The sequence below is a fragment of the Novosphingobium sp. PP1Y genome (assembly GCF_000253255.1).
Classification (GTDB): domain Bacteria; phylum Pseudomonadota; class Alphaproteobacteria; order Sphingomonadales; family Sphingomonadaceae; genus Novosphingobium.
Genome location: NC_015583.1, coordinates 996,661 through 1,008,365 on the forward strand (window position 1 = coordinate 996,661; position 11,705 = coordinate 1,008,365).

General features: G+C 63.2%; 10 protein-coding genes. 6 read left to right on the plus strand and 4 right to left on the minus strand.

What is annotated here, in order from left to right; translation table 11 throughout:
• Positions 1 to 17: 17 nt before the first annotated feature.
• The 5 genes from PP1Y_RS05410 (at position 18) to arsB (ending at position 4,873) form a co-directional block, all read left to right on the plus strand.
• The gene (locus PP1Y_RS05410) at positions 18 to 2,300 is read left to right on the plus strand and encodes an NADP-dependent malic enzyme (protein WP_013837075.1); all 2,283 of its coding nucleotides are present in this window, start codon (positions 18 to 20) and stop codon (positions 2,298 to 2,300) included.
• A gap of 179 nt (positions 2,301 to 2,479) precedes the next feature.
• The gene (locus PP1Y_RS05415) at positions 2,480 to 2,818 is read left to right on the plus strand and encodes a helix-turn-helix transcriptional regulator (RefSeq protein ID WP_007014570.1); all 339 of its coding nucleotides are present in this window, start codon (positions 2,480 to 2,482) and stop codon (positions 2,816 to 2,818) included.
• Positions 2,818 to 3,297 carry an ArsI/CadI family heavy metal resistance metalloenzyme gene (locus PP1Y_RS05420; protein ID WP_013837076.1) on the plus strand — a complete coding sequence of 160 codons (480 nt, stop codon included), beginning with the start codon at positions 2,818 to 2,820 and terminating at the stop codon, positions 3,295 to 3,297. The genes PP1Y_RS05415 and PP1Y_RS05420 overlap by 1 nt, the downstream gene beginning before the upstream one ends.
• An 8-nt stretch (positions 3,298 to 3,305) precedes the next feature.
• On the plus strand, positions 3,306 to 3,806 hold the full coding sequence (locus PP1Y_RS05425) for an arsenate reductase ArsC (protein ID WP_013837077.1): 501 nt from the start codon (positions 3,306 to 3,308) through the stop codon (positions 3,804 to 3,806).
• The gene (gene arsB / locus PP1Y_RS05430; protein WP_013837078.1) at positions 3,803 to 4,873 is read left to right on the plus strand and encodes an ACR3 family arsenite efflux transporter; all 1,071 of its coding nucleotides are present in this window, start codon (positions 3,803 to 3,805) and stop codon (positions 4,871 to 4,873) included. Before PP1Y_RS05425 ends, arsB begins: the two co-directional genes overlap by 4 nt.
• A 36-nt stretch (positions 4,874 to 4,909) precedes the next feature.
• Here the strand turns inward: arsB and PP1Y_RS05435 are convergent, their stop codons facing one another.
• The 4 genes from PP1Y_RS05435 to PP1Y_RS05450 all read right to left on the minus strand — a co-directional run bounded on the left by PP1Y_RS05435 (position 4,910) and on the right by PP1Y_RS05450 (position 9,488).
• Positions 4,910 to 5,695, minus strand: coding sequence for a DeoR/GlpR family DNA-binding transcription regulator (locus PP1Y_RS05435; protein ID WP_013837079.1), 786 nt, complete (start codon positions 5,693 to 5,695; stop codon positions 4,910 to 4,912).
• Positions 5,696 to 5,785: 90 nt separating this feature from the next.
• Positions 5,786 to 6,910 (minus strand): L-rhamnose/proton symporter RhaT, encoded by a 1,125-nt coding sequence (gene rhaT, locus PP1Y_RS05440; protein ID WP_013837080.1) that lies wholly within the window; start codon positions 6,908 to 6,910, stop codon positions 5,786 to 5,788.
• 23 nt (positions 6,911 to 6,933) lie between these two features.
• A complete protein-coding gene (gene lldD / locus PP1Y_RS05445; protein ID WP_013837081.1) occupies positions 6,934 to 8,073 on the minus strand; it encodes an FMN-dependent L-lactate dehydrogenase LldD in 1,140 nt (379 codons plus the stop codon).
• Positions 8,070 to 9,488, minus strand: coding sequence for an FGGY-family carbohydrate kinase (locus PP1Y_RS05450; protein WP_013837082.1), 1,419 nt, complete (start codon positions 9,486 to 9,488; stop codon positions 8,070 to 8,072). The genes lldD and PP1Y_RS05450 overlap by 4 nt, the downstream gene beginning before the upstream one ends.
• 89 nt (positions 9,489 to 9,577) lie before the next feature.
• Between PP1Y_RS05450 and PP1Y_RS05455 the strand changes: the two genes are divergently transcribed.
• Positions 9,578 to 11,698, plus strand: a complete 2,121-nt coding sequence (locus tag PP1Y_RS05455) for a bifunctional rhamnulose-1-phosphate aldolase/short-chain dehydrogenase (RefSeq protein WP_013837083.1) — start codon at positions 9,578 to 9,580, stop codon at positions 11,696 to 11,698.
• Positions 11,699 to 11,705 lie beyond the last annotated feature (7 nt).

The window sequence follows — 11,705 nt, forward strand, 5'->3', positions numbered from 1 at the left end:
CGGAGTTCTAACGCACCATGGACGAAAACCTGCGCAAGGCGGCTCTCGAATACCACCTTTTCCCGCAGCCGGGAAAGCTGAGGATCGAGCCGACCAAGCGCATGGTCAACCAGCGCGACCTTGCCCTGGCCTATTCGCCCGGCGTTGCAGCACCTTGCGAGGAGATCGCCGCGGATCCGGACAAGGCGGCTGACTACACCGCGCGCGGCAATCTCGTTGCGGTCATCTCGAACGGTACGGCAGTGCTGGGCCTGGGAGCGATCGGTGCGCTTGCTTCCAAGCCGGTGATGGAAGGCAAGGCGGTCCTCTTCAAGAAGTTTGCGGATATCGACGTCTTCGACATCGAAGTCGACACGACCGACCCAGACCGGTTCGTCGATGCCGTCTCCTTGCTCGAGCCGACCTTCGGCGGCATCAATCTTGAGGATATCAAGGCCCCGGAATGCTTCGCCATCGAGGCGGCATTGCGCGAGCGGATGAACATTCCGGTCTTCCACGACGATCAGCACGGCACTGCCATCGTCGTGGCTGCCGCGGTGCGCAATGCGCTGGTCCTGCAGGGCAAGAGCCTTGGCGAGGCCAAGCTGGTGACGTCGGGCGCCGGAGCTGCCGCGCTCGCCTGCGTCGACCTGCTGGTATCGATGGGCCTGCCCGCCGAGAACGTCACGCTGACCGACAAGGACGGCGTGATCCACGCAGGGCGCGAAGGCATGTTGCCGAACATGGCGCGCTACGCCCGCCAGACCGATGCGCGTACCCTGCCGGAAGTTCTGCCCGGCGCGAATGTGTTTCTCGGCCTGTCCGCGCCCGGCGTGCTCAAGCCCGAATGGCTGCCGCTCCTGGCCGACAAGCCGCTGATCTTCGCGCTGGCCAATCCCGAGCCGGAGATCCTGCCCGACATCGCGCGCGCCTCGCGACCCGATGCCATCATCGCCACGGGCCGCTCCGACTTTCCCAACCAGGTCAACAACGTCCTGTGCTTCCCTTACATCTTCCGCGGCGCGCTGGACGTCGGGGCGACGACGATCAACGAGGAGATGAAGGTCGCCGCAGCCGAGGCGATTGCCTCGCTGGCCCGTCTCCCCGCCCATGAAAGCGTCGCGCAGGCTTATGGCGGACGCAAGCTGGCCTTCGGGCCGGAATACATCATTCCCACGCCGTTTGATCCGCGCCTGATCGCCGAGATCGCCCCGGCAGTGGCCAAGGCGGCGATGGACAGCGGCGTGGCCCGCCGTCCGCTCGACCTTGAAGTCTATCGTCGCTCGCTGGCGCAGAAGAATACCCGTTCCGCGCAGCTGATGATGCCGGTATTTGAGGCAGCACGCGGATCGCAGACGCGTATCGCCTATGGTGAAGGCGAGGACGAGCGTGTCCTGCGCGCAGTGCAGGACGTTCTGGACGACGGCATCGCCCGCCCGGTCATCGTGGCGCGCCGCCGCATTCTCGAACGACGCCTTCCTGAACTCGGCCTGCGCTTTGAGCTCGACCGCGATGTCGAGGTGATCGATCCGGAGACCGATCACGCGATCATCGAACCGCTGGTCGAGGCCTATCGCAATGTTGCAGGCCGCAAGGGCGTGCCGGCGCCCGAAATCGTGCGCCATATCTATCGTCGCCCTACCGTGACCGCCGCGATGCTCCTGCGTACCGGTCAGGTCGATGCTGCCCTTGTCGGCGGCAACTCGGAATACTGGGGGCAGATGGAATACGTGCTGCGGATCATCGACCGCGCGCCGGGTGCGCAGCGCGTCTATGCGCTTTCAGGCCTGATCCTCGATGCCGGTGCGCTGTTCATCACCGATACGCACATGGTACCCGAGCCGACGCCCGAGCAGATCGCCGAAATGACCTTGCTGGCAAGCAGGGAGATCCGGCACTTCGGCCTGGAGCCGCGCGTTGCCCTGCTCTCGCACTCCAACTTCGGTGCCTCGCACAGCCCCAGTGCCCGCAAGATGCGGGCCGCGCTGGCCATGCTGCGCGAAAAGGCGCCCGATTTGGCAGTCGACGGCGAGATGCATGCCGACGCCGCGCTCTCGCAGCCGCTGCGTGAAAGGCTGGTGCCGGATACCCGTTTCGAAGGGCCAGCGAATCTATTGGTCATGCCCAACCTCGATGCAGCGAACATCACGCTCACCGCGCTCGGCGCTTCGTCTAGCTCACCGACCGTCGGGCCGATGCTGATGGGTCTGTCGCGCCCGATCCACGTCATGACCCCCAGCATGACCTCGCGCTCAGTCCTCAACATGACGACCATCGCCGTGTCCGAGGCCATGAACCGCGACCGCGCAAAGGGTGCGTAAGAAGTTCGATCAGGAGGTGCCTTGCGAGAAATCGCACTGCATCGGAAGCGAAGTGCCCCTTCGGGTTTAGCGACTGAGCGATCTCAGGAAAGGTGCCGGACTTGTGGCGCGGGGATCGGCGCTTGTCCGCGTGCTGCGGATCTGATATTTCCATAGTTCTCGAATCATCGGAGAATGTAGTGCAAGCCGAAATCGTGATCCGCGCACTTTCTGCGCTGGCCCAGGAGCATCGCCTGGCGGCCTTCAGGCTGCTGGTGCAGGCCGGTGAGGAAGGCATTGCCGCTGGTGCGCTTGCGGAAAAACTCGAGGTGCCGGCCTCCTCGATGAGCTTCCACCTTGCTCAACTGGCCAATGCCGGGCTTGTCAGCCAGAGACGTGAAAGTCGCTCGATCATCTATTCGGCAGACTATTCGGCGATGAACGGCCTGATGGAATATCTCACGGAAAACTGCTGCGGCGGTATTCCCTGCGGTCAGGAAACAACCTGCAATAGCGAAGCGAAGAGGAGGACGGCCTGATGAAGCGTTTTCACGTTCACGTCGGTGTCAGCGACATCGATCGCTCGATCGCCTTTTACAGCAGCTTATTCGGTAGCGCGCCGACAGTGACGAAGCCCGACTACGCGAAGTGGATGCTCGAGGATCCTTGCGTCAACTTTGCCATTTCGCATCGCGACGGCGCGGCCAAGGGAATCGAGCATGTCGGCATGCAAGTCGACGACAGGGCGGAACTTGCCGAGGTCCAGGGGCGGATTGAGGCGGCGGACGGTCCTGTCCTCGATGAAGGCGCGACGACTTGCTGTTATGCGAGGTCGGAAAAGAGCTGGATTGCAGATCCCGATGGCGTCGTCTGGGAAGCCTTCCTCACCGAGGGCGACAGCACGACATATGGCGGTTCGCCAGATCTGGGCGGTCTCGTTTCCGGCAAGGCGGACCAGAGCGCTTGCTGCGTCCCGCAGGTTGTTGCCGCGCCTGCCTCGTCCCCATCCTGCTGCTAGAGGGTGTCATGAGCCACACACCACTGAATGTGCTGTTCCTTTGCACCGGTAATTCGGCACGCTCAATCCTCGCCGAAGCTATCCTCAACCACGAAGGCAAGGAGCATTTCCGGGCTTATAGCGCGGGCAGTCAGCCGGTGGGCACGGTCAATCCATGGGCGATCCATACGCTGGAAACGCTCGGGTATCCGGTTGATGGCTATCGCTCCAAGAGCTGGAGCGAGTTCATCGACGGACCGGAATTCGATCTGGTGTTCACCGTTTGTGACAATGCTGCGGCGGAAAGCTGCCCTGTCTGGCCCGGCAGGCCGATAACCGCGCATTGGGGCATCCCCGATCCGGCCGCAGTCCAGGGGCACGATGCCGAAAAGGCCGCGGCGTTTCTGGAAGCCTACCGCATGCTCAAGCGGCGAATCGACCTGCTGCTTGCACTGCCGATTGCCAGCCTTGAAAAGATGGCTCTGCACGAGACTCTTCACGCCATAGGCCGGGACGCCGATCACCAATGAGTGAAAGCGCAGCGATAGCAGAGGCCCGTGCGGCGGGACTGGGCCTGTTCGAGAAATGGTTGTCGGTCTGGGTCGGCGGGGCCATCGTCGGCGGTATTCTGCTGGGGAACACGGCACCGCGCCTGTTCGCCGCGCTTGCCTCGTTCGAATATGCGTCTGTCAATCTCGTCGTTGCGGTCCTGATCTGGGCGATGATCTTCCCGATGATGGTCGCGGTGGATTTTTCCGCGGTGCGCCGCGTGGGAGAGAAGCCCAAGGGCCTGATCATCACTCTTGCCGTGAATTGGCTGATCAAGCCTTTCACAATGGCGGCGCTGGGCGTGGTGTTCTTCGAATTCATTTTCGCCCCTTACCTGCAGCCCAGCGATGCCCAGCAATATATTGCGGGCCTGATCCTGCTCGGCGCTGCGCCATGCACGGCTATGGTTTTCGTCTGGTCGCAGCTGACGAGGGGCGACCCTGCCTACACCCTTGTGCAGGTTGCGGTGAACGACCTTGTCATGATCGTGGCCTTCGCACCGATCGTGGCGCTGCTGCTGGGGGTGACCGATATCCTGGTGCCGTGGAACACGCTTTTGCTCTCCGTGGCGCTTTATGTCGTGGTGCCGCTCGCCGCCGGGGCTTGGGTTCGCCATCGCCTGCTGGCAACGCATGGTGGCGATGAAGGCGCGGTGAGCGAATTCACAGGGCGCCTGAAACCGCTTTCGATCCTGGGCCTGCTACTGACCGTCCTGCTCCTGTTCGGCTTCCAGGCGCAGACGATCCTGTCCCGGCCGCTGTTGATCGCGCTCATCGCAACACCAATCGTGATACAGAGCTACGGCATCTTCATGATTGCCTATGGCGCGGCCAAACTATGGAAAGTCCCGCATGCAGTTGCTGCGCCCTGTGCGCTGATCGGAACGTCGAATTTCTTCGAATTGGCTGTCGCCGTCGCGATCGGGCTTTTCGGCCTCGGCAGTGGAGCGGCGCTCGCGACAGTCGTCGGGGTGCTGGTGGAAGTGCCGGTCATGCTCTCGCTGGTCGCCTTCGCCAACCGGACGCGAGGGAGTTTCACCGCGGGCTAGCGCCGCTTTTCTCGCCATTCGCGTTGTGGGAGGAAGTCAATCCAACGGCGCGATAATCAGGCGAAGACCCTGCTTTTCCAGAATGGTGCGCATCTCATCGGGAATTCCGGGATCGGTGATCAGCACATCCACTTCGTCCAGACCGCATACGATGGCCCCGGAGGATGAGCGGAACTTGGAACTGTCGACCATCAGGATGACCTGCTCGGCGCGATCGATCAGGCGTCGCTCGGCTGCGACCAGAATGACGTCGGCCTGCATCACGCCCTGCGGCCCGACCGATGCCGCGCCCATGAACAGCTTGGGAGCATGGAAGCGCGGCATGGAGTCTTCGCCCGCGGGAGCCAGAACGATGTTCTGTTCGCGAAAGACCGTGCCCGATGGCAGGAGAACGCGCGTTCCGGCCTGCGGCAGCAATGCGTTGACGATGTGCAGCGAATTGGTGAGGACCTGAGTGTCCTTGCCGTCAAGGTGCGGGCACATCTGCAGCGTCGTTGTGCCTCCGTCGATCATGATCCCTTCGCCATTCGCACACAGGGCTGCCGCTGCACGGCCAATGGCCTTTTTTTGCGGCAGGTGGAGCGAAATCGATTGGTCGAATGGCGTGCCTGACAGGCGATGCGTATCCACGGGGCTTTCCGCGTCCGGCAGCTTTGCGCCGCCATGTACCCGAACGATGCGACCTTCTTCCTCGAGGCGCGTCAGGTCTCGCCGGATGGTGGCTGGCGATGCATCGAGGCAGGACTCCAGCTCGCGATACGTCACGAGCCCCGTTGCGCCTATGGCATTGAGAATGAGTCTTTCGCGTTCGGCCGAATGCATCGTGTTTCCCTGCCTATGCCTGCTCACGGATCTATTCGAGGCGCGATCTGCAAGGGACCGTTACATGTTGCGCGCCCCGCTCCGCAACTGTCAGTGTGTCGCCGCGTTTGCGTCCAGCATGTTGCCGAGTCCGATGATCACCGTTGAGCCGACCAGCAGTCCGATGCCGAGCCAGACCATCGTCCGCGTGCGAGTGCTCGCTCCCTTCCATTCCTTGAGGGCGAAACCCCAGAGCGTGGAGAAGAGGATGATCGATGCCATGTGCAGGGTCCAGGACGAGAAGCCGTAACGTCCCATCTGGCTTTCGCCCATGGTGTAGAAGAAGAACTGGAAATACCAGAGCGTGCCGCCAAGTGCGGCCAGAAAATAGTTCAGCAGAAGCGGCGCCTTCAAAGCTTTGGCGCCGGTGGCATGCGGGGTACCCGATCCCGGGTCGGCAATCGCACCGGGATCGGCGACTGCGCCGAAGTATTGCCCGAAGCTGCGATTGCGACGAATGAGAATGGCGCACCAGATGGCGTTCGTGGTGAGCCCGCCTGCAAGGACAACGCAGAGAACTGGCAGGCCCTGGTTGAGCGGATCGGTACCGGCGGCAAGCGTCAGGTCCCGGATGGGTTGGCCGGCGTCGAGGCCCCAGGCAAAGCAACCCGACATCACGCCTGAGAAGACGGCGATCAGCAGACCCTTGCGCAAGTCGAACTCGGCAACGCCCTCGCTCGCTTCGCCGCCCAGTTCCGCATCCTTCTTGTGGCCCGCGCGCGCGACGACAACGATGCCGGCAAGCGTGACGAGGATACCCATAAGTGTCAGCTGCCCACTGGTGCGCGAGGCGATTTCACCGAGGGTTCCGTGGAAGATGGGTGGGCCCATCGTCCCGATCACGGTCGTCAGCCCCAGCGCCACCGCCATGCCCAGCGATAGGCCGAGATAGCGCATGGTCAGGCCGAACGTCAGGCCTCCGAAGCCCCACATCGCGCCCCAGAACCAGCACCACCAGAGAGTCTTGCCCGGTGTCTGGACAAGCACTGCGAACAGGTCGTTGGTGCGCAGGGAAGCGAATAGCCAAGGCGCAACGGCCCAGGAAAAGATCCCCCCTGCCAGCCAGAAGACTTCCCATGACCACAGCTTGATGCGTTTGTAGGGAACATAGAAGCTGGCGGAGGCAAAGCCCCCCAGCCAATGGAACAGGACGCCAAGCGCCGGGTTGCCTCCCATCAGATTCGATCCCTTTCGCTCATTTATGCGAGAACGCTGCCGTCGATTTCTGCGATTTTCGTCGTTCCGGTCAGCGCCATGGCGACGCGCATTTCAGCTTCGATCAAGCCCAGCATCTTGGTGATGGCCGCCTCTCCGCCTGCAGCGAGGGCCCAGGCCCATGCGCGCCCGAGCAGCACGCCTTTCGCGCCTAGCGCCAGCATGCGCACGACGTCGAGGCCCGACCGTATGCCGCCGTCCGCAAGCACGGTCAGGCGGTCGCCGACGGCCTCTGCGATCGGAGGCAGGGCACGCGCGCTTGAAAGCACGCCGTCGAGCTGTCGGCCGCCGTGGTTGGAAACGACGATGCCGTCGGCCCCCAGCTCTGCCGCTTCGCGCGCGTCCTCGGGATCGAGAATGCCCTTGATGACCAGCGGCCCCTTCCATTCGGATCGAATGAAATCGAGGTCGCGCCAGTTGATCGAAGGGTCGAAGTTGGCGCGCATCCACGCGAAGAAATCCTCGATGCCGGTCTTGCCCTGCAGGACGGGTGCGACATTGCCCAGGGTATGCGGGCGGCCCCGAAGGCCAACATCCCAGGCCCAGCCTGGTCGCGCCAAGGCCTGAGCCGCGCGCCATGTCGCGCCCTTGAGTCCCGATGCTCCGGCCAGCCCTGTATGATAGTCGCGATATCGACTGCCAGGTACCGGCATGTCGACGGTAAAGACCAGCGTCGAGCAGCCTCCTGCTACAGCCTGCGCCAACAGGTCCTTCATGAACGCCCGGTCGCGGATCATGTAGAGCTGGAACCAGAACGGCTTGCTGGCGGCCGCTGCGACTTCAACCAGCGGACAGGCACCGACGGTCGAGAGGGTGAAGGGAACGCCGGCCTTTTCGGCCGCGCGTACGGCTTGGCATTCCCCGCGCCGGGCATTGAGGCCGGCAAGGCCGATGGGCGCAAGGGCAAGCGGCAGGGCCAGTTTCTGGCCGAACAGCTCGGTCGACAGGTCGAGCCGCGAAACATCGCGCATCACGCGCTGGCGCAGGGCCAGTCCGGCCAGATCCTCGACGTTCCGGCGCAAGGTTGCTTCGGCATAGGAGCCGCCGTCAATGTATTCGAACAGGAAGCGGGGCAGGCGCCGCCTTGCCGCTTCGCGAAAGTCGGGAACCGATGCGACGATCATGCTTCACCCCTTGCTACCGCTGCGCGCCATTTTGCCCGGTACGCTTGCAGGTCTCCTTCGAGAGGTTCAACCCGGCGCAGCCCCGCGGCCGGCTTGAGCAGGGGATTGATCAAACGCAGCGCTCCGAAAGAGACATCGTTGTGCGCATTGGCGACGAACACTTCGGTATCTGGCCGCAGTGCCGCAAGCGCCCGTACGAAGACTTCCGCCTCGGCAAAGCGTCCTTCGATGAGAAGTCGGCTTTTCGACCCGATGAGATCGAGCGAAGTGTCGGCCACGAGGGCGGCATAAAGGCAGATGGCCGCGCGGCGCGCGTACCAGGTGCCGGCCCATTCGACCGGAGCGTTGAGCCAGCAGGCCTTGCCCTGCGGGAAGGGGCCGAATCCCGGAGTAAGGGTGGGCATCATCACGGTTCCGCGTTCGAGCAGCGCAGGCACGGCTTCCATGAGTTTGGATTGATCGGGCTTGATATCGACCCTGCGCGTGTCGAGCTGGATGACGGTCTCGATCTCGCGCCCGCCCATGAAGCGGGCTGAAGGTACAGGCCAGCCATAGGCGTCGACATTGACCAGCGTGTCGCGCGCTTCGGACAGGGACGCGATCGATACGGTTTCGGCGGCCAGGCGCATCGCGATGAACCAGGTGCCGGTCGACAGGATCGTGGCTTCCTGCCGGGCGATCTGGGGGAAGCCGCGGGCGGCGAGCAGGGCGGCATTGGAATCGTGCAGTCCGGCATGGACCTGGATGCCCGCTGCCAGCCCCGTTTCGATGGCAAGGTCGGCGCGTAGCGGTCCGACCACCTGGCTGGCCTTGACCACCGGCGCGAATCGCTGCGCCCAGCCCATGCGTTCGGCCATGGGAGAGAAGCGAGCGTCGCTGGGGCACCACAAGTCGGTGTGGCAGCCAAGGCTGGTCACTTCGCTGACCGCCTTGCCCGTCAGGAACCAGGCCCAGTATTGCGACCAGGGGACAAGCGTCGCTCCCGCCATCTCCTGAGGGTAGAGGCGCGACATCCAGTAGACCTGCGCGCCGAGATTGAGGCCGTCGGGCAGGGCGGGGCTGCCGGTCAGCGCGAAGGAATCGCGCTCGCGGCGGTAGTCCGCCATTACCTCCTGCGGGATCGGCTGCTCATAGTCGAGCGGCGGGAACAGGGCTCCTTCGCTGCCCAGTGCAACGAAGCCGGCGCCATGGGCGACCGGGATGATCGCTTCGACGGGATGGGCAGAGAATGTCGCGAGCGTCGCCTTGAGCCATGCCGCAATCCCCGCGGCATCCAGACGGCGCAAGCCAGCATCTTCGCACGGAGCATTCGGGCGAACCTGCCGATCCAGCATTCGACCCTCGCGCGTCCACAAGGTAACCTTGCTGAGCGTCTTGCCGATGTCGACGACGATATAGGAACCGGTACCTGACATGCTCTCCCTTATGAGCATTGTGATCGAATATGATTGGTATCTATCGAATCAGATTGATTGTGGAAAGGGGCAATGTTAAGTGGGGCGCCATGAATACGATCACCGCGCCATCGCCCGTAGCCGCAATTCCTTTCGCTGTCCCGGAAAGCCGCTGGGACGAATCGGCCGCGGCATCGCTTGCTCCGGCAGAGCTTCTGCTCTACCGGTCCAACCTTCTCGGTTCGGATCTCACCGTCACCAATTTTGGCGGCGGCAATACCTCGGCCAAGTTGGTGGAGACCGATCCGCTCACGGGTGAGCAGGTCGAAGTACTCTGGGTCAAGGGGTCGGGCGGCGATATCGGTTCGATGAAGCTCGACGGTTTCGCGACGCTCTATCAGGAAAAGCTGCTCAGCCTCGAAAAGCACTATGGCGGGCCGGACGATGACGACAAGATGGTCGGCTACCTGCCTCACTGCACCTTCAATCTGAATTCGCGCGCGGCTTCGATCGATACGCCTTTGCATTCGCTGTTACCCTTTGCGCACGTTGATCACGTCCACCCGGATGCGATCATTGCGCTGGCGGCCTCTTCGGGGGGAGAGGCCGCCACCCGGGAAATCTGGGGCGGCAAGATCGGCTGGCTGCCCTGGAAGCGTCCGGGCTACACGCTTGGCGTGCAACTGCGCGATTTCGTCAAGGCTAACCCGCAGGTCGAAGGCGTGATGCTGGCCGGCCACGGGATCATCTGCTGGGCCGACAGCGCCCGGGCCTGTTACGAGCATACCGTCTCGCTCATCGCCGATGCGGCCAAGTACCTCAATTCCAGGCTTGCTGAAAGACCGGCTTTCGGCGGCGCCTCCGCTACTCTCTCCTCCTCGGCGGAACGCGCGGCCATCGCTGCCGACCTTATGCCTCGCCTACGCGGCCTGATGACCGGGGCGCGGCGTAAGGTCGGCCATTTTTCGGATGATGCCGAAGCGCTGGAATTCGTGAACTCGGTCGATTTCGAACGCTTGGCCGCGCTCGGCACATCGTGCCCGGACCATTTCCTGCGGACCAAGATTGCGCCGCTCACGCTCGATCCCGCACGCCTTCAGGATGATGCGTACCTGGCCGGGAAGGTCGCCGATTACCGGGAACTCTACGCCGCCTATTACGAGCGCTGCAAGCGTTCCAATTCACCGGCGATGCGCGATTCCAACCCGGTTGTCGTGCTGGTCCCGGGTCTTGGCCGCATCACATTCGCAACCGACAAGACCACCGCCCGCCTGGCCGGTGAGTTTTATGGCAATGCCATCAACGTCATGCGCGGAGCCGAGGCGATTGGCGATTACATCGCGCTCGACGAGCAGGAAGCCTTCGACATCGAATACTGGCTGCTCGAGGAAGCCAAGCTGCAGCGCATGCCTGCACCCAAGCCGCTGGTCGGCCGCATCGCTCTGGTCACAGGCGGTGCCGGCGGCATCGGGGCGGCCACCGCGGCGCGCCTGATGGCGGACGGGGCCTGCGTGATGCTGGCTGACCGTGACGAACAGGCTGTTGGTGAAGTGCGCGAAGGTTTTGCCCGCCAGTTCGGCAGCGATGTCGTTCGCTCCGTTGTTTGCGACGTGACGGATGAAGCGCAGGTAAGCGAGGCGTTCGCTGCCTGTGCCCGCGAATTCGGCGGACTCGATATCCTTGTCGCCAATGCCGGTATCGCTTCCTCGGCCCCGATCGAGGAAACGACCATCGCTTTGTGGAACCGCAATTACGACGTCCTGGCCCAAGGCTATTTCCTGAGCTCGCGCGCGGCCTGGCCGCTGTTGAAAGGCATGAAGGAGCAGGGCGGTTCTTCGGTCGTGTTCATCGGTTCGAAGAACGGTGTGGCTGCTGCCACCAATGCCAGTGCCTATGCTTCGGCGAAGGCGGCCGCCAACCACCTGGCCCGCTGCTTGGCTCTGGAAGGCGCGTCGCACGGGATTCGCGTCAATGTGGTGAATCCCGACGCGGTGATCCAGGGCAGCCGGATCTGGGACGGCGACTGGCGCAAGGAGCGCGCAGGCGCCCATGGTATTGATTCGGGCAAGGAACTTGAGGAACATTACCGCCAGCGCTCGATGCTCAAGCGTGACGTCCTGCCGTCCGACATTGCCGAAGCCGTCTATTTCCTTGCCAGCGACATGTCGGCAAAGTCGACCGGAAATATGATCAATGTTGACGCGGGTAACGCACAGGCGTTCACGCGATGACTTGAAG